This is a genomic window from Paenibacillus sp. FSL K6-1558, assembly GCF_038002565.1.
Taxonomy (GTDB): domain Bacteria; phylum Bacillota; class Bacilli; order Paenibacillales; family Paenibacillaceae; genus Paenibacillus; species Paenibacillus polysaccharolyticus.
Genome location: NZ_JBBOCV010000001.1, coordinates 1,765,312 through 1,784,215, shown reverse-complemented (window position 1 = coordinate 1,784,215; position 18,904 = coordinate 1,765,312). Strand labels below are relative to the sequence as shown.

General features: G+C 46.2%; 17 protein-coding genes and 1 other RNA gene. 15 read left to right on the top strand and 3 right to left on the bottom strand.

Features of this window, described 5'->3' with window-relative positions:
* The 4 genes from rpoD to rnpB all read left to right on the top strand — a co-directional run bounded on the left by rpoD (position 1) and on the right by rnpB (position 3,668).
* The gene (rpoD, locus tag MHI38_RS07690; protein WP_154888049.1) at positions 1-1,140 is read left to right on the top strand and encodes an RNA polymerase sigma factor RpoD; all 1,140 of its coding nucleotides are present in this window, start codon (positions 1-3) and stop codon (positions 1,138-1,140) included.
* Between the two features lie 184 nt (positions 1,141-1,324).
* Positions 1,325-2,083, top strand: a complete 759-nt coding sequence (locus MHI38_RS07685; protein ID WP_221788932.1) for a tRNA (adenine(22)-N(1))-methyltransferase — start codon at positions 1,325-1,327, stop codon at positions 2,081-2,083.
* The gene (locus tag MHI38_RS07680; RefSeq protein ID WP_221788933.1) at positions 2,059-3,174 is read left to right on the top strand and encodes a Nif3-like dinuclear metal center hexameric protein; all 1,116 of its coding nucleotides are present in this window, start codon (positions 2,059-2,061) and stop codon (positions 3,172-3,174) included. Before MHI38_RS07685 ends, MHI38_RS07680 begins: the two co-directional genes overlap by 25 nt.
* A gap of 84 nt (positions 3,175-3,258) precedes the next feature.
* An RNA gene (gene rnpB / locus MHI38_RS07675) (RNase P RNA component class A) lies at positions 3,259-3,668 on the top strand.
* A gap of 205 nt (positions 3,669-3,873) precedes the next feature.
* Here the strand turns inward: rnpB and MHI38_RS07670 are convergent.
* Positions 3,874-5,103, bottom strand: a complete 1,230-nt coding sequence (locus MHI38_RS07670) for an aminotransferase-like domain-containing protein (RefSeq protein WP_341181124.1) — start codon at positions 5,101-5,103, stop codon at positions 3,874-3,876.
* Positions 5,104-5,214: 111 nt separating this feature from the next.
* On the opposite strand from MHI38_RS07670, the gene pdxR reads away from it, so the two are divergent.
* Complete coding sequence (pdxR, locus tag MHI38_RS07665) at positions 5,215-6,735, top strand: MocR-like pyridoxine biosynthesis transcription factor PdxR (RefSeq protein WP_341181123.1); 1,521 nt, start codon at positions 5,215-5,217, stop codon at positions 6,733-6,735.
* Between the two features lie 85 nt (positions 6,736-6,820).
* A complete protein-coding gene (locus tag MHI38_RS07660) occupies positions 6,821-7,072 on the top strand; it encodes a hypothetical protein (RefSeq protein ID WP_123062555.1) in 252 nt (83 codons plus the stop codon).
* A gap of 174 nt (positions 7,073-7,246) precedes the next feature.
* Here MHI38_RS07660 and MHI38_RS07655 read toward each other — a convergent pair whose 3' ends face one another.
* The gene (locus MHI38_RS07655) at positions 7,247-9,121 is read right to left on the bottom strand and encodes a S8 family peptidase (protein WP_341181122.1); all 1,875 of its coding nucleotides are present in this window, start codon (positions 9,119-9,121) and stop codon (positions 7,247-7,249) included.
* 301 nt (positions 9,122-9,422) lie between these two features.
* On the opposite strand from MHI38_RS07655, the gene MHI38_RS07650 reads away from it, so the two are divergent.
* The 6 genes from MHI38_RS07650 to thiI all read left to right on the top strand — a co-directional run bounded on the left by MHI38_RS07650 (position 9,423) and on the right by thiI (position 14,321).
* Positions 9,423-9,929 (top strand): YpuI family protein, encoded by a 507-nt coding sequence (locus tag MHI38_RS07650; protein WP_090914707.1) that lies wholly within the window; start codon positions 9,423-9,425, stop codon positions 9,927-9,929.
* 183 nt (positions 9,930-10,112) lie between these two features.
* Positions 10,113-10,331, top strand: coding sequence for a DUF1540 domain-containing protein (locus MHI38_RS07645; protein WP_090914705.1), 219 nt, complete (start codon positions 10,113-10,115; stop codon positions 10,329-10,331).
* A 35-nt stretch (positions 10,332-10,366) separates the two neighbouring features.
* Complete coding sequence (locus MHI38_RS07640) at positions 10,367-10,786, top strand: hypothetical protein (protein ID WP_445667206.1); 420 nt, start codon at positions 10,367-10,369, stop codon at positions 10,784-10,786.
* A gap of 227 nt (positions 10,787-11,013) precedes the next feature.
* Entirely contained in the window at positions 11,014-11,760 is a 747-nt protein-coding gene (locus MHI38_RS07635) for a lytic transglycosylase domain-containing protein (RefSeq protein WP_221788938.1), read from the top strand.
* Positions 11,761-11,922: 162 nt separating this feature from the next.
* Positions 11,923-13,071: a cysteine desulfurase family protein gene (locus MHI38_RS07630; RefSeq protein WP_341181121.1), complete on the top strand. Its 1,149-nt coding sequence runs from the start codon at positions 11,923-11,925 to the stop codon at positions 13,069-13,071.
* An 8-nt stretch (positions 13,072-13,079) separates the two neighbouring features.
* The gene (gene thiI / locus MHI38_RS07625) at positions 13,080-14,321 is read left to right on the top strand and encodes a tRNA uracil 4-sulfurtransferase ThiI (RefSeq protein ID WP_154888627.1); all 1,242 of its coding nucleotides are present in this window, start codon (positions 13,080-13,082) and stop codon (positions 14,319-14,321) included.
* A 173-nt stretch (positions 14,322-14,494) separates the two neighbouring features.
* On the opposite strand, the gene MHI38_RS07620 is transcribed toward thiI, so the two are convergent.
* Complete coding sequence (locus tag MHI38_RS07620) at positions 14,495-15,196, bottom strand: TerC family protein (protein WP_154888066.1); 702 nt, start codon at positions 15,194-15,196, stop codon at positions 14,495-14,497.
* A gap of 87 nt (positions 15,197-15,283) precedes the next feature.
* Between MHI38_RS07620 and MHI38_RS07615 the strand changes: the two genes are divergently transcribed.
* The 3 genes from MHI38_RS07615 (at position 15,284) to typA (ending at position 18,884) form a co-directional block, all read left to right on the top strand.
* Positions 15,284-15,943: a TerC family protein gene (locus MHI38_RS07615; RefSeq protein ID WP_154888068.1), complete on the top strand. Its 660-nt coding sequence runs from the start codon at positions 15,284-15,286 to the stop codon at positions 15,941-15,943.
* Between the two features lie 405 nt (positions 15,944-16,348).
* A complete protein-coding gene (locus tag MHI38_RS07610; protein WP_154888630.1) occupies positions 16,349-16,849 on the top strand; it encodes a hypothetical protein in 501 nt (166 codons plus the stop codon).
* Between the two features lie 187 nt (positions 16,850-17,036).
* Positions 17,037-18,884 carry a translational GTPase TypA gene (gene typA, locus MHI38_RS07605; protein ID WP_090923779.1) on the top strand — a complete coding sequence of 616 codons (1,848 nt, stop codon included), beginning with the start codon at positions 17,037-17,039 and terminating at the stop codon, positions 18,882-18,884.
* The last annotated feature ends 20 nt before the right edge of the window (positions 18,885-18,904 follow it).

Below are 18,904 nucleotides of genomic sequence, written 5' to 3'. Positions count from 1 at the left end.
ATGGCGAATGATCAGCATACTGAACTAGAAACAGAATTGACACTGGATCAGGTTAAAGATCAATTGATTGAATCAGGTAAGAAAAGAGCTTCACTCAACTATAAGGAAATTATTGAGAAACTTTCTCCGTTTGAGCAGGATGCAGAACAAATGGATGAGTTTTACGAACAACTCAGTGATCTCGGTATTGATGTTGTTAACGAAAATGATGAAGAGGTAACCCTTCGTCCTAGCGAGGATTCCGAAAACAATGGTCGAGAGGGAGACGATGAGTTCCACTTTGATGATGATCTAAGCTTGCCTCCTGGTATCAAAATTAATGACCCTGTGCGGATGTACCTCAAGGAGATTGGACGTGTACCGTTGTTGTCAGCTGATGACGAGGTGCAACTCGCAAAACGGATCGAAAACGGGGATGAAGAAGCGAAGCGCCGTCTGGCTGAAGCGAACCTTCGTCTCGTTGTAAGTATTGCGAAACGTTATGTAGGACGCGGAATGCTGTTCCTGGATCTGATTCAGGAAGGTAACATGGGTCTGATTAAAGCGGTAGAGAAGTTTGACCATAAAAAGGGTTACAAGTTCAGTACGTATGCGACATGGTGGATTCGTCAGGCGATTACACGTGCAATTGCTGACCAAGCACGTACGATCCGTATCCCTGTGCACATGGTAGAAACCATTAATAAGCTGATTCGGGTATCCCGTCAACTATTGCAGGAACTTGGACGCGAACCGACTCCTGAAGAAATCGCTGCGGAGATGGATCTAAGCGTAGAAAAAGTGCGTGAGATTACAAAGATTGCTCAAGAACCGGTTTCCTTGGAAACACCAATTGGTGAAGAAGACGATTCCCATCTGGGTGATTTCATCGAGGACCAGGAAGCATTGGCTCCAGCAGATGCTGCTGCCTATGAGCTTTTGAAAGAGCAGCTTGAAGATGTTCTGGACACATTGACGGAGCGTGAAGAAAATGTTCTTCGTCTGCGTTTTGGTCTGGACGATGGACGTACGAGAACACTTGAAGAAGTTGGTAAAGTTTTTGGTGTTACTCGTGAGCGTATTCGTCAGATTGAAGCCAAGGCTCTTCGTAAATTGCGTCACCCGAGTCGAAGCAAACGACTTAAGGATTTCCTCGAATAATTAAACTGTGGGAGACTTTCTGCGAGACGCTTTGGCGGCGGCGGGGTCTCCTTTCGTTTTAATTTGAACGGTTAGATTTCTTTCTTTTGGAAATTCATCCTTGAAATGTTTGATTGGATTTTATTTTATCGCTTTTCTTTACGCAATGCAAATCAATAAATTAAATGAATGGTGTAGGTGCCCCATGAAACTTTCGAATCGATTACAACAAATACATGACCAAATTCCTGAAGGTAGTCGGCTGGCGGATATTGGATCAGACCATGCTTTACTACCCGTCGCTGCAATCCGAAGTGGAAAAGCGGTGAGTGCAATCGCTGGGGAAGTCAATCCGGGTCCTTATGATGCGGCTTCTAAACAGGTCAGTGATGCCGGACTTCAATCGCAAATCACGGTACGTCGTGGAGATGGTCTCGATGTCATTACTGCTGGAGAGGTTGATGTAATTACCATTGCTGGCATGGGCGGCGCACTGATCGCCTCCATTTTAGACCGGGGAATCTCCAAACTGGAAGGTGTACAGCTTCTGATTCTGCAACCCAATGTAGGCGAGGATATTTTGCGACGCTGGCTACTTCAGCATCATTGGGTTGTCGTGGCTGAGCAACTTCTTGAAGAGGATGGCAAGATTTATGAAATTATTACCGCAATGCCGCAAGCAAGCAGCCCAATCACGAATGAAGAGGTATATCGTGCTCGCCCGTTACAGGGTGACGTGGAGTTAACTGAAGATTTGCTACTGCGTATGGGGCCGTACTTGGTGGACCGTGCAACAGACGTATTTTTTGCCAAATGGGAAAGTGAGATACTTAAATTACAGAGTGTGGTACAGTCCATCTCCAAGTCCGATCAGGATTCTTCCAGAGACAAAGCAGCAGAGGTGGAACAGCTTATCATGAGTTTGAAGGAGGTATTGGCATGTTTGCCAAAGGTCAAACCGTAATTCAATGGATGGAGCAACTTGCTCCTAAACATCTGGCAGTACCCGACGACCGTATTGGCTTGCAGCTGGGAAGTCTGCAAAAGGACATTACCCATGTGCTTGTAGCGTTGGATGTCACGAATGAGGTTGTGGATGAAGCAATTCGGATCGGAGCCAATCTGATTATTGCCCATCATGCTATTATTTTCCGTCCCGTAAAATCACTCAGCACCGATACGCCTATGGGCAAATTGTATGAAAAGCTGATCAAGCATGACATCGCGGTTTACATCAGTCATACGAATCTCGACGTGGCTGAAGGTGGTATCAATGACTGGATGGCTGAGGCGCTTGGCATTGAGAGCAAGGAAGCGCTCGAGGATGTGCACACAGATCAGTTGTACAAGCTGGCGGTATTTGTGCCTAGGACGCATCATGAGCAGGTACTGCAGGCGATTTTGGAAGCTGGAGCAGGTAGTATCGGTCAATATAATAAATGCAGTTTTAGCACCGAAGGAACAGGCACATTTGTACCTGGTGAAGGGACTCAGCCTTTTATCGGATCACAGGGACAGTTGGAACGTGTGGAAGAAATGCGGATTGAAACGGTTGTACCTCAAAGTTTGCGGGGCAAGGTCATTCAGGCGATGTTAAAGGCGCATCCCTATGAAGAAGTGGCATATGACCTTTATGCAATGGATTTAAAAGGGCGTACACTTGGCCTAGGACGTCTTGGTCCTCTTCGGGAATCTAAAACACTTGGCGAGCTGGTAGAGGTCGTGAAAGCCCAATTAAATGTGCCTCATGTGCGCGTTGTCGGTGATTTGAACAAAAGAATCAAGAAAGCGGCTGTGCTAGGCGGCTCGGGTAGTCGTTATGTGCTCACTGCACGTTTCAAGGGTGCGGATGTCATTGTAACCGGAGATATTGATTACCACACGGCACATGACGCGTTGATGGCAGGGATGTGCATTATTGATCCGGGTCATAACACGGAGAAGATCATGAAACCTAAAACAGCAGATTGGCTTCGTGGCCGACTAGCCGATCAGCGATACGAGACACAGGTCACTGCATCCGAGGTGGATACTGAAGTATTTCGTTTCTTGTAAAAGAGAGAGCATGTAGCCTGATTTCCATTAATATTTAGCTTGTGTAGGACAGCAAATGCCTGTATACTATGTAATGTTGTTCGGAAAGCTTGACAGACAATCGCTGGTGGCCTTTGTTGCCACGAGAGGAAAGTCCGGGCTCCACAGGGCAGGATGCTGGATAACGTCCAGTCAGCGCGAGTTGAAGGATAGTGCCACAGAAATGGACCGCCGATGGCCGGGTTTCCCGGCACAGGCAAGGATGGAACCGAGGTGTAAGAGACCCCGAGGAACGCTGGTGACTTCGTTCCTGGTAAACCCCATCTGGAGCAAGACCTAATGGGACACGGTCGCCTCTTTGGAGGAGACAGCCTTAGCCCGAGGTGTGTCTAGGTTGGTCGCTTGAGCTGTGTAGCAATGCATGGCCTAGATAGATGATTGTCGCTTCTGGTGGGAGGGTAGTTCCCGTTTGAACCACGAAGAGCACAGAACCCGGCTTACGGTAAGCTTTCCTAACTGCAACAACAACTTTTAAAATGAAATGTTCCTGTTCACGACGGGACAGGTTATATAAAATAAGGCAGCAGATTCGGATTAACGAATTTGCCGCCTTATTTTTTTGTCTTTAAGGAAAACCGCCTATCCCATATATGGAATAAGCGGTCAACTGTTATGGTGATCAATTACAGATGATTACAGTTTTCATGCTTTACCGATCAGTTACATGGTAACGACATGGTCTGATTGATTGGAAGCATGCCAGCGCTGAATCGCGCGATCCATTCGCTCCACGGCCTCAGGAAGAAGTTCAGGGTCAGTATGAGTAAAGTTGATACGCATCCGGTTAAGCTCTGGCGTGCCGGCATAGAAGGAATCTCCAGGCACGATGCACACTTTTTCCTGAATGCCATAAGTAAATAGATTGCTGGCGAGCATACCTTCAGGTAATTGTAGCCATAGGAACATTCCGCCTTGTGGGGAGTTCCATGTAATGCCATCCCAGGATTTAGAAGCCATGAGTGTGGTTAGTTTTTTCATGCGCTCTTCATAGTCCTGAGAGATGTGGCGAATGTGGCCATCCAAATCAAAGGTCTCAAGCAAGGCATGGAGTGCCCGCTGATCAATGCTACTCGAATGCAAATCTGCGCCTTGTTTGGCCCGAGCAGCGATTTTGACAATGTCGGGAGCAGCCAGAATCCAGCCTGTACGAAGACCTGGGGCTACTGTTTTGGAAAAGGTGCTGGTGTAAATCACGTTAGATGGTCCTTCATAGGAAGCGGCATCGAGTGCAGCGAGAGCGGGTACGTCCAGCTGTTCCGGGTTAAAGCGGATTTCGCCGTAAGGGTCATCTTCCAGAATAAGTACACCATATTTACGGCACAAATCTACGGCTTGTTGTCTTCTTTCCCGTGACCAGACTTTTCCTGTCGGATTGGAGAACGTTGGGTTAATGTAGACGAGTTTAGGACGATGCAACTGAAGCTGTTCCTCGAGTGATTCAGGCAACATGCCGTGATCATCACAAGCGACTCCATAAGATACTCCTTGATAGGATTGAATGACTTGCAAGGCAGCTAGATAAGTGGGTGATTCCACGAGCACGCGATCACCGGGATCTAAAAGAATTCGGCAGATGAGATCAATTGATTGCTGTGATCCAGTAGTCAAAAGCATATGATCAGGTGAGGCCGCAAGTCCTTTCGATTCCAGACGCTCGGCGATTTTGACACGAAGAGGACGGTAACCTTCCGTTTCAGCATATTGAAGAGCGGCTGATCCGCTCATAAATACTTTTTCATACGCCAGGCGTATAGCTTCCAGTGGAAATGAAGTCTGTGCTGGCAATCCACCAGCAAGTGATATCATTCCAGGTGCCTGAGCAGCCTGCAACATGTCGCGAACGACAGAGGACGGGGTGTTTTGTGCCATTTTAGACCAAGGTGTACTCATATTATTCTCATCTCCTGTTATTCACTGTTATACTGATATTATAAACTATATTAGACGTAGCGCACTATAACAGTAAAACAACGATCATAACAGTTAGGGGGATGAGTAGACATGCATATTGAGCTTAAAAGGGGAAGCAGTACCAAATTATATATGCAGATTGCTCTGACCATTGCAGATCGTATCCGCTCAGGTTTGATTGAACCGGGAACGAGGTTGCCATCTGTTCGTAAGATGACCGCTGATTTAGGCGTTAGTTTGGTAACTGTAACTAAAGCATATGCGGAACTGGAGGCTATACAACTCGTTCGTTGCTCTCAGGGAAAAGGCTGTTATGTAAGGGGAACAGAGCCTTCGGATCAAATGTCCAGAGAAGCAGTTGCCCATAGCAAAATGAGCACCAGCGACTCCGGTGTTTCGTTGAACTGGCAGATGACACTGGTAGATTATTTACCCAGAGCACAACTGTGGAGACATTTTGACGCATCCCCTCAAGTCCGATATGAACTGCATATGTCAGCGATTCAGCCTGAGTTATTACCTACGCGTGATATTATCAATAGCGCCTATCACTTGTCCTCAGATCATGCAGAGCGCATGGCGGCCTATGGATCATTTCAGGGGGATTGGGAACTAAGACAGACTTTTGCAACACATTTTGCTTCTCGCGGACTGCAAGTTACGCCCGAAAGAATGTTAATTACAAGCGGAGCACAGCAGGGGATTGATCTGGTAGCTCGTACATTTATCGGTCCTGGAGATGTCGTATATATGGAGGCACCAACGTATACAGGGGCTATAGATGTGTTCACGAGTCGAGGAGCCAAAATCATTACCGTTCCTATGGACAATGAAGGTATGCGTATCGATCTGCTTACCCGCTTGTGTGATACATACCCGCCCAAGTTAATCTATACGATCCCTACATATCACAATCCGACAGGTGTGACGATGAGTACTCAAAGACGGGCCCAATTGCTAAATATCGCACAAAGTTATCACTGCCTCATTCTGGAAGATGATCCGTTTGCAGATTTATACTTTCGTGAGCCTCCACCGGCTTCGATTAAGTCCATGGATAGAGCGGGGCATGTGGTTTACATTAAAAGTTTCAGCAAAGTACTCTCCCCCGGTTGCCGTATAGCTTGTGCTATAGCCGATGGAAGTGTGCTTACCCGGCTTGTGGCCGCGAAGTCTACGGCCGATCTTGGGAGTCCGTTATTAACTCAGAAAGCAATTCAGGCTTATATTCAGGAACAGTATGACACTTACGTTTATCAGCTCCGAGAAGAACTCTACTCGCGCTTGTGTGTTGCCTCAGAGGTGCTCGAGCAGTATGCAACGGACGAGATGCAGTGGCGTCTTCCTGAGGGAGGGCTTAATTTGTGGCTCGAATTGCAGGGGAATATGGACATGCATGAACTGCATCGGCAGTCTCTCGCTGCTGGCGTGTCTTTTTTGCCTGGTTCAGCCTGTTATGTTGCGGAAAGTGACACAACGAGTTTACGGATATGTTTCACTGTGACGAGTAGTGAAGCGCTGAAGCAAGGGCTTCGAATTCTGTGTACTGTCATTGAGAGGGTCTCATCACAACAAGTTGGGGCAACGGCGGACAGGCTACCGCTCATTTAATTTTTTAGAATATGGACATCCATCCATACCACATCGGGTTCATTGCAATAGGTTATAGTATCACTTGAAAGGGAGTTGGTTTGAAATGAACCATTGTTGTCCGCAAGTTTCACCGATTGTATGTGACCCGATTCAGGTTGTTCAGGATTATTACATTCCACAGATCGTACCTGTAATCCACCCGATTGAAGTTGTGAAGCAACATCACTGTGTTCCAATACCTCATCATATGTACCCCGTTGTTATCAGAGAAGAAGGTCCAATGTATGTATCCAGTCATAAGAAAAAATCCGTGAAAAAATCAAGCAAAGCCCGCTCGACTTCTCGCAAACGCTAATCGCAGTTAACGCCCCGGGAAAAAGAACAAACCAAAGAGCAGCATACGCCCCGGGGCGCAGCTGCTTTTGTTTTTGGTATAATTCGACCAGGAAAACGTACACAGTCCACTCTGATGTCCGAATAACCTGGAGATTAACGCTTATCCCATAAGTTAAGGTTATTAAATAAGATATTATTGGATATATTTTTTCATCGTGTTATCCATCTGCTGTCTGACATGCTGAGGCCAGAACTGTAACGGAGCACTGCTTCCCGATGCGGCTTGCAACGCTTTGTATACATCGATCTGACCATAACCGTAGTACTTATCATGGCCGGGTTCCCCTAGATCAATTACACTTTGCCGCATCAGATCCATAACCTCCGTATTGGTCAGATCCGGGTTCAACGAGCGAATTAATCCTGCAAGTGCTGCGACGTGCGGACTAGCCATGGATGTGCCTGACAGAGCAGCGTACTGATTGTCCGGGTACGTACTGGCAATACTTGATCCGGGAGCCATGACATCCACATAGTCTCCATAGTTGGAGTAAGAGGCTTTATTCATATCCGGGTCTGTAGCAGAGACTGCAAAAACTTCGGGATAAGCAGCAGGATATCCTGGGCGCTCGGTATTATCGTTGCCGGTTGCAGCGATAAGTACGATATCCCGGTCAAAAGCGTATTTAATAGCATCATGGAGAAATTGAGCGTCCGCATAGTTACCAAGACTCATATTAATGACTTTGGCGCCATGATCGGCTGCCCAAATGATGCCCTCAGCAACCGCATACGTTGTACCTGATCCCGAGTTGTCCAGTACTTTTACAGGAAGCACCTTATTGTACCAGCTCATACCAGCTACACCTTCGTTATTGTTTACAATCGCTCCGATGATACCGGCAACATGGGTACCATGACCGACATCATCGAGCGGTTTGTTGCCCGGATTCACGACATTGTACCCCTCGAGCAATTTTCCTTTGAGATCCGGGTGATTCACATCAACACCTGTATCTACCACGGCTACGATAACATCTTTGTTGCCCTTCGTAATATTCCACCCGCGATTTGTCTCAATGGCAGGCAGATTCCACTGATAATCCGAGAACAGTACATCGTTAGGGATAGGTACATCCGGTTGTTCAGTGGCCGTTTCATTGGTTAAGTACATATAGTGGGGTTCCATATACAGCGGATTCCATTTACTTCCGAAATATTCTCGCAATTGTTTATAATTCATCGTTTCAGACCGAAAAACATACGTATAACCGAGCTTGCGAGCAGACTGCGTTTTCACGTCAGAACGAATGATGCGCATATCTCGTTCACCCGGATCTTGCCGGAAACGAATGACGATTTCATTTTCGTAAAAATGGCTTGCATTGGCGTTGTCATGCCCTGTTTTTACCGTGATTTCGTTTAATGTGTCGGGATGAACCGATTCGATTTTGAATTTCCCTTCACGTGGATAAGGAATCATCCGCAAATTTTTACGCTGATGCTCTTCCACGGCATTTAATACACTTTGACTAAACAGAGCGATGATGGCTCGTTTGCCATCCTTGGAGGGTTGTCCCATGACAAAGTATTTTTCTTTTCCAAGTGGAAACGAAGAGGACTCGAAGCTTTGACGCTTGTGTACCGCTTTTTTTGCCAAATTCATTGCATGAGATAATTTTTGTTGCTCCAGTTTACTGCCTTCTTTGAACGCACGATCAAATCGTTTACTCGATGAGTCATCCATATTCATTAATTGAATAGACCGCATGTGCCCGTGTGAATCTTGAAGATCTTTCATATAACGGGTCACCTGTGCATCTGTCATCGTGTTCGTTTTATCCAGTATGATCCCGAGGTGCTGTTTGGCATCTACACGGGTCAGCAGATCGGTGGCTTTGATATCCTGAACTTTCAAACGCTGTTTACTTGCATGTTCCTTCTGAGGATTCTCCTGCATAGCGCTTGGCTTGGGTACGGTACGATTGGATGTTGGAAGCAGTAAGGTCAGCGCTAAGGCGCCCGCACCTGCTGCGAGAGCCCAGTTGATCCACCTTGGTCTGGACATAAGACAGAACCTCCTCGTTCATTTTGGACAATGACTTATACGGCGTGCTTGAACGCATCGTCGTTGTCACGGATGTAGTTATCGTTAGGAGAAGCACATATTTTTATACAAAAGAGTTTCGAGTCATTGCATGTTCCGAAGCATATATCATGACAGGAATGGAAAGCACGATTAAGGGATACCGCTCGTCAACTTTTTATGGTAGGATTATATCTGAGTATTCAAAAGGTCAGGAAACAAACATGGTTTGGCCTACCTAGATGTAAAAATGTAAGGACTTATTTAAGGGGGAGCTACCTTTATGTCAGCAGCCAATGTACAAAAAACATGTGAGTCAACCAGAGAAAAGTTAAAACCGGCGATCGATCGGATCGAAAAGTTTTTGAATGAAAATGCTTTGCCTGAACTGGATCAGAACCAGACGGAGGAGTCAACCGCCTTCTACAAAGGTTTCCTTTCAGATCTCCGTCATTTGCTCGTTTTTTCTGAAGTTTCTTACGAAAAACTTGGCGTTGTGCTGCGTCGTGCCAACTTTGATGTCGAATTTGCCGAAAAGGCTCTTTATAATACGTATCACCAAAGTGTGAACAGCTTTTTCTATCCGAAAAATGAGTGCTACTCTGAGGACGGAAGATATGCTTACACAGGTCAGGATGCCATCCGTTTCCGTGATAAGCCGATTCGGGCTGTACGCGACGTCATTTTGGAAATTTCCAAGACTTATGAAGAACTTCGTGACGACTTGGCCTATTACGAGAGTGATTATCTGACCCAGCGTCGTATGCAAAGCCAACGTAACCACGCCTAATATTTCGTAACAGACAGACCGCCCTTGTGGCGGTTTTTTTTGTTTGGATGTAAGGATGGAACGTTCGTTTCGAACTGAATGGCTTTAGATAAATACGTATCCTGATACATGTTATCATCTGGCATTTCGGCGAAGAATATCGGATTTGGCGCGTGGGAACATTAGATGTCGAGGTGATAAAAAATGAGCCATGACAAACCAATTGTCAAATGCAGCGTTTCCAACTGTCATTTCTGGGGAGAAAACAACTTTTGCCAGGCCGATGCCATCATGATTGACATTGACCAGCACGCTACCCGTCGTCTGCATGAGGAATTTGCCGGAGAGACTTTTGACTCCGATCATCATGATCATGCGCGTACCTCTTCAGCAACATGCTGTCACACATTCAGACCCAAGTAAGCAGTCATCCAATCCATTAACGGAGGTGCTTTCACGTGAAGAATGATGATTTCAATGACGAACATTTGGATCGTTACAACACAGAATCGCAGAGCCAACAACAGCGCCAGCGTGTGGATTATCCAAGAAAAGCATATCGTGAGGAATACGGTGCGGAGATTACGCCGAGAGCAACCGTGCGAACCAGGGAGAGCAACCGTGTCGATTCAGATGCAGTACCGCAGAAACATGAGGCTGATCGTGTAATGGAATCCACAGGCCGTGTTGCAGGGTATATGGGTCTTGCTTTTGGTATCGCGTCGTTGTTCATGTGGTCCATTGTATTGGGTCCCGCTGCGGCTGTACTTGGTTATTATGCTTATGTGAATGGACGCAAGACAGCAGGAGCCTGGTCCATCGGACTAGGTATCGTCGCTACACTGAGTTACTTTTTTATGATTCCTTTTGCACGTTAAAAAAAGCGGACATTCGTTCATGGGATGGGAGAGTTATCCTCGGATCTCAGGACAATAGAAAAGCCTTCTGTATTCACTTCCTTATGGTGAATCAGAAGGTTTTTTTCACATTTGCGCATATTTTTAACGTCTAATCAGCTATTTTTTATGAAAATGATGGAACCTGTCTGTAAAACCATGTAGAATAAAGTCATCTAGCTTGAATGAAACGGGAGTGGAATTAACTCATGCAAATTGATCCACGCAATTCGCGGCAATTATTGGAGTTGCAATTGTCCAATATCAATAATCAAACAAACGGATCAGCTGTGCCAACTGGTTCGACGACTGACTTTTCAAATATGATGGATGGATTGTTAAATGCGGATAATCGTAGTCTGAGCGATGCGGAAAATCAAACTTCGACCTCTAAGCGATCCAATGACGGTTTGTTGTGGCTGCAGCTTGGCAGTACCTATAGTCCGGATACGAATATTACGGGTTCCTCCCAAGCAGGTAATCTGGATTCACTGTTTGCTTTGAGTAATACAGGACAAGCTGATTCCGGCAAATCCGTGCCTACGGATTTCGAATCACTGATCTCACAGGCCAGTGCGAAGTACGGGGTCCCTGAATCTTTAATCAAAGCGGTCATCGATACAGAATCGGGTTTTAATCCGAATGTTGTCTCTTCGGCAGGTGCGAAGGGGCTGATGCAATTAATGGATGGTACGGCAGCCGGACTTGGTGTGAGTGACTCCTTCGACCCGGGTCAAAATATCGATGCAGGCACCAAATATTTATCCCTTCAGCTTCAGCGTTTTGGCGGGCAGGAGAAAATGGCTTTGGCAGCCTATAATGCTGGCCCAGGTCGGTTGTCCAGACTGGGCGTTACCAATGATAATGAACTGATGAGCATGCTCCATTTGTTGCCTGTGGAGACGCAAAATTATATTACCAAAGTTGAACGGGCTCGTTCCAAATATTCGATCTAAAATGGACATCTTCTGAGCATGTCCCAAACAAAGAGATCCAGCTTAAAAGGCAGGCCTTCATTGCCTACTTTCAGTTGGTCTTTTTTTTGTGTTGTACGGAGATCGTGGTACAATGCTCACTATAGGTTAATGAACGAACGAATAAGGAAGGTGCACCTTGTTTTGAAATATTTTGATTATGCTGCAACGACTCCTCCATATCCCGATGTGGTTCGCACGATGGCGGAAATTATGGAAACACAGTTCGGAAATGCGTCGTCGATTCATGGATACGGTGAACGTGCAGATCAATTACTACGCCGAGCGCGGATAGGCTGTGCAGCCACAATCGGTGTAAAAGCAGATGAAATCGTATTTACATCCGGAGCAACGGAGAGTAATAACCTCGCGATTAAGGGGGCTGCACTTCGGTATCGTTCACGGGGAAAACATATTATAACTACGGCAACGGAGCACGCGTCTGTGTATGAGAGTGTGTTGCAGTTACAGCAATGGGGATGGGATGTAACCTTTATCCCTGTAGATTCAAGAGGTGTCGTTACTGCTGAGCAGGTACTAAAAGCTGTTCGTTCGGACACCGTGCTTGTTAGTCTGATGCATGTGAACAATGAGACGGGTGCGATTCATCCGGTAGAAGAGATTGGTAATCTGCTCAAAAAAAACGCGCCACGGGTTCTTTTTCATGTAGATGGCGTACAAGGTTTCGGAAAAGTGCACGTTGCACCAGCCAAATGGAAAGCGGATCTGTACAGTTTGTCCGCTCATAAAATCCGTGGGCCGAAAGGTGCCGGGCTCCTCTATGTGAGAAGTGGCGTAGAGCTTATACCACTGCTATCCGGTGGCTCACAGGAGCATGGGCTAAGAGCAGGCACAGAGAATACGGCTCTGATTGTGGGTATGGCCAAGGCAATGCGAATCGCAACAGAAAGGCAGATTGATTTTTCGAGTCAAATTCGCATACTTCGAGACCGGGTGATGAAGACGATTGCTGCTATCCCGGAGCTCGAGCTCAACAGTACGCATGACGGAGCGCCACATATTGTACATTTTTCCTATCCTGCTATGAAAGCAGAAGTAGCCTTGCATACCCTGGAGCAACTTGGCTGTACGGTGTCTACCCAGTCGGCATGCTCCTCGCGTTCGGCTGAGCCAAGCCGGGTGCTGCTTGCCATGGGAAGAGATGTTGCCTGTGCCGCTGGGGGATTGCGAATTAGTTTCGGTGACGAACATACAGAAGAGGATGCAGCCATGCTGGAAAAGGCACTGCATCAGATGGTGGCACAATTACGGCCACTCGAAAGGCGGATGTAAATTAAATGTTGAATTATGATATGCTACTTCTCCGTTTTGGAGAGTTTATGTTAAAAGGAAAAAATCGTGCGCGATTTGAGAAAACGATCATCACTCAAGTCAAGGCACTGCTTAAGCCTTATCCAGGAGCAAGTCTGCGTAAAGAATACGGACGAGTCTACGTGGATCTTGGTGGTGAATCCCACACACAGCTTATTCCCGTGCTCAAACGTGTATTTGGTGTAGCGTCTATCAGTCCTGTGAAAGTAACACCTTCCGAGATTGACGAAATTGTTCAAACTGCGGTTGCGTTTATGGATGAACGAGCTGAAGAATTCGGTGAAGTCACGACCTTCAAGGTAAACGCGCGTCGAGTGTGGAAGGCCTTCCCGCATTCTTCTCATGAAACAAATCATCTCGTCGGTTCACCGATTCTGCGCAAATTTCAGCAGTTGAAGGTCGATGTGCGTGACCCTGATATCGAGTTACGTGTAGAAATCCGGGAACAAGGCACTTATATTTTCAGTGAAGTCATTCCTGCCGCAGGCGGATTCCCGCTTGGAACAAATGGCAAGGCAATGGTCCTCTTGTCTGGAGGGATAGACAGTCCCGTAGCTGCATGGTCTTCCATGCGCCGGGGACTCGAAGTCGAGTGTGTGCATTTTTATAGTTATCCTTTTACCAGTCAGCGGGCCAAAGAAAAAGTGATTGATCTTGCCCGTGCGCTTGCAGATCACGCGGGTTCGATCAAATTACACCTGGTTCCATTTACAGAGATTCAGACCGCATTCACCCAGTTGGGTCAAGATAATCTGATTATTACCTTAATGCGGCGTTCCATGCTACGAATTGCCACCAAGCTGGCAGAACGTGAACGTGCTCTCGCGCTGATTACTGGTGATAGTCTGGGTCAGGTGGCAAGCCAAACCCTTCCGAGCATGAATGTCATCGGCCGCGCTACGGACCTGCCTCTGCTGAGACCGCTGGTCATGATGGACAAGCAGGAGATTATTTCACTTTCCAAACAGATTGGAACGTATGATATCTCGATTCTGCCTTATGAAGATTGCTGTACATTGTTTGTTCCAAAATCACCATCCACCAACCCGAATCTGCGGATTGTGGATAAAATCGAAGCAACGATGAGCCATCTGCCGGAATGGCTGGATCAAGCGGTAGAACAGACAGAAACGATAACTTTGTATGCCGGGGAAGCTTCAGTATTGACGGGGCAGCCAGAGAACAGTGAAATGAAGGATGACTGGTTTTAAATGTGGTGGTTATTTGGGGCATGCCAAATTAGAGGTAGACATAACAAATGAAATGTAAATAGAACACAAAAAGAAAAGGACTAACCAAGGTGAGAAGGGGGTAGTCCTGTTCTTTTTGTGAGACGTTATTTCGTAAATGAATTGCTTGTATTGCCTCTATTTCCTTGGCTCGTCTATGAATAGGAACGTTGCTGTTTAGCTTGGGCTTTCTTACTTGTAGTTCGTTTACGGTAACCAAGAAAAACAACACCTCCAATCACTACAGCGATGAACAGGATGCGGATTGCCGGATGCTCCGTGAAAAAAGGCATAATCCGTTTCTCTTCAGTAATCATATTTGCAGCAGTATAACCTAGTACCATAGCGCCAACATAGATAATCCAGGGAAAGTGGTTCATCAGTTTGATGAACAAGGTGCTACCCCAAACGATAATCGGGACACTGATCAGCAATCCGAGGATAACAAGTACCAGATGTTGTTGCGCAGCCCCCGCTACGGCAATCACATTGTCTAGTCCCATGGCTGCATCCGCAATGATGATTGTACGAACAGCGGCCCAGAGGGAAGTATCGGCTTGAATGTCATTGTGCTCATCTCCCTGATCTGCCAGCAGTTTATAGGCAATCCAGACCAGGAGTAGGCCTCCTGCGAGTAAGAGCCAAGGCACTTTGAGCAACCATAATACAACGACGGTGGCTGCAATCCGAATGAGAAGTGCACCGCCTGTGCCGAACAGGATCGCCTTTTTTTGCACGGAAGGATGGAGATTTCTAGCTGCAAGACCAATGACGATGGCATTATCGCCAGCCAGGATCAGATCAATAAAGACAACATTCAACAAAGACAGCCAGAATGTTGGACTAAGTAGCTCCATGTGATATGTCACTCCTTATATATTCTTCAAACACTAAGAATAGCATGTACATCTTTCACATACAAGTTAGAGTGGGGGGATGAGGAGATGGATACGCTATGGCTGTTAACACAAATTTTAATGATCAATCTGGTATTGAGTGGCGATAACGCGGTTGTCATTGCAATGGCGAGCAAAGATTTACCTCCAGCTCAACGTAAAAAAGCAGTATGGTGGGGAGCACTTGGTGCAGTACTTCTACGTTGCATACTTACTTTCGCGGCTGTACTGTTGCTGGGGATTCCTTTTATTCAGGCGGCAGGCGGGTTGTTATTGTTCTGGATTGCGCTGAAGCTGCTGCTTCAAAACGATGAAGAGGTACATATCCGTAACGCATCCACAACCTGGAAAGCGATTCAGACAATATTAGTTGCTGATTTTGTGATGAGTCTGGATAATGTATTAGCGATTGCTGCATTGGCGGATGGAGACCTCGCTCTAATTGTTATCGGGATTGCTATTAGTATTCCTATTGTAGTATGGGGTAGTGGTGTCATTGTGGGACTGCTCAAACGCTTTCCGATTCTGGTGTATGCGGGATCAGGAATACTTGCGTTTACCGCAGGAGAAATGTTGATGAGAGACCCGAAGCTAGGGGAGTGGCTGGGCGGAATGGCAGCACAGGCTCATGCAATGTTGCCAGCAGCTTTAGCTTGTCTGGTTATAGCGGCGGGAGGGGCACATAGATTCGTTCGCCGAAATACTTAGATGACAACATGAGTTGGAATTTGCTTTTTGTTTGAGAGGTATCCCATAAGGGATACCTTTTCTGTTTTTAGACCTGCCTGAGGGGGCGCGAAGAAGAGTCGGCGTTTTTTTTCGCATGTGAACGATAAAGGATAGAGCAATGAAGAGGGGAAGTAATCTTCGTATCGTAAGTTTATCTGATATTATATATGGTGTCTCTAAGGGGAATACAGATTAAGGTTGGAGGCATAATGTATATTTCGCTTAAGTTAGGACGACTCATTTTCGACATCAGTATAGTTTTTTGTGGAAACATCAGATACACTGTTAACATCAGGTTATAGCTTGTTTTTACAATTCAAAATGTGTTTAGTACTGGGAGAGTCAGCATAGTTCGGAATTACATAATTAACGAAAACAGAGGTGATTATAATGAAGAATGAAAGAGCGATCGGATTATTTATTGTAGTTGCTGGTCTTGTCATTTTGCTCGGTAAATTAGGAGTGTTTGGGTTTATTGGTCGAAATTTCTGGCCTCTGTTGCTATTGCTGCCAGGTATTGCTCTTTATGCATTGTTTTATGCCCGAATTGCGCCGTCCTGGTCGTTAATGCCTGCGGGAGTTCTCACGGTGTATGGTGTACTGTTCAGCATAACGAACATATGGGGAGCCGGGCTAATGAGAAATTTGTGGCCAATCCTATTGCTTGGAATAGCTGTCGGCTTGCTTGGATATGGTGCAGTTGAGCGGCGAAGACCCGAATTTGTCTATCCTGCTGCCCTAATTATCGGAGCGGTATCCATCGTATTGTTGGCGTTTACGCTGTTACAGACAGGGATCATTTATGTACTTGCTGTTCTGCTTATTTTGGGTGGAGTCTGGTTGCTTGCTGGGCGAGGGCGTATAGGCCGAGGCAGGGGATGGTAAACATCTCCGGTCTTAACCAATGGAGTTTTCGAGCGAAATATCTTGATTTTTACCTATGATAAACTATAATATAAGGGATATAGACATGCGTCGGGTTATCACCGACGCTTATTTTGTGAGTAACCTGCGATTTTGCGGGAAGTTTAGTAGATAAGAATTGAAATTGGAAAGGATATGGATACAAACCATGCATTCAAGAGAACACATTCGCAATATTGCGATTATTGCCCACGTCGACCACGGGAAAACAACACTCGTCGACAAGTTGCTCCAGCAATCCGGTACATTCCGTGACCACGAGACTGTACAGGAGCGCGCAATGGACTCCAACGATTTGGAGCGTGAACGCGGTATTACGATTTTGGCCAAAAACACGGCTATAACGTATAAAGATTACCTGATTAACATTGTAGATACACCTGGACACGCCGACTTCGGTGGTGAAGTAGAACGTATCATGAAAATGGTTGACGGCGTATTGCTCGTTGTTGACGCTTATGAGGGCTGCATGCCACAAACGAAGTTCGTACTTCGTAAAGCACTGGAGCACAACCTGACTCCAATCGTAATTGTAAACAAAATTGACCGTCCAGCGGCTCGTCCGGCTGAGGTTATTGATGAAGTACTTGACCTGTTCATCGAACTGGGTGCCAACGATCAACAACTTGAATTCCCTGTTGTATATGCTTCCGCATTGAACGGAACATCCAGCATGGAAGACGATCCTGCCAAACAAGATGACAACATGATGGCGATCTACGATACCATCGTAAGTCATATCCCTCATCCAACAGAGAACGTTGAAGAGCCACTGCAATTCCTCGTTACGCTGATGGACTACAATGAATACCTTGGACGTATCGCTATCGGTCGTGTAAACCGCGGTGTGATCCGTCAAGGCCAATCCGTTACTGTTATTATGCGTGATGGCAAAAGCAAAACAGCTCGTATCGAGAAACTGTTCGGTTTCCAAGGTCTGAAACGTGTAGAGACAGAGGAAGCTGGCGCAGGTGACATCGTGGCGATCGCAGGTATTAAGGATATCAACATCGGTGAAACGATTGCTGATCCGAACAACCCTGAAGCTTTGCCGGTTCTGAAAATTGATGAGCCAACACTGCAAATGACATTCCTCGTAAACAACAGTCCATTCGCAGGCCGCGAAGGTAAATGGGTTACTTCCCGTAAACTGCGCGAGCGTTTGTTGAAAGAATTGGAAACTGACGTATCTCTTCGTGTAGAAGAAACAGAGAGCCCGGATGCATTTATCGTTTCCGGACGTGGTGAACTTCACCTTGGTATCCTGATTGAAAATATGCGTCGTGAAGGATATGAGCTCCAAGTATCCAAACCAGAAGTTATCATCAAAGAAGTTGACGGTAAGAAAATGGAGCCTGTTGAGCGCTTGTTGATTGACATCCCTGAAGAAAGCATGGGTTCCGTCATGGAGAGCCTGGGCGCACGTAAAGCAGAGATGGTTAACATGATCAACAATGGTAGCGGTCAAGTCCGTCTGGAGTTCCTGATTCCTGCACGTGGTCTGATTGGTTATAGCACGAACTTCCTCACATTGACTCGTGGTTATGGCGTAATGAACCATGCATTTGACAGCTACGCTCCAGTCGTATCCGGTCAAGTGGGTGGACGTCACCAAGGTGTACTGATCTCAACGGAAACGGGTACATCTACATTCTACGGAATGATGGGTGTTGAGGATCGTGGTACGCTCTTCCTTGAGCCTGGAACAGAAATTTACGAAGGTATGATTGTTGGTGAGCATACACGTGACAATGATATCGTTGTTAACATCTGTAAAGAAAAACAACTGACTAACGTTCGTTCTTCCGGTAAAGATGATACGGTTAAAATTAAAACGCCAATTATCTTCTCGTTGGAACAAGCGCTTGAATATTTGAACGATGATGAGTACTGTGAAATCACGCCGAAATCCATTCGTCTTCGTAAGAAGCTTTTGAACAAATCCGAGCGTGAGCGTGCAGAAAAACAACGCAAAATGGCTCAAAATAACGCGTAATACCCACTACTCTAAGAGAT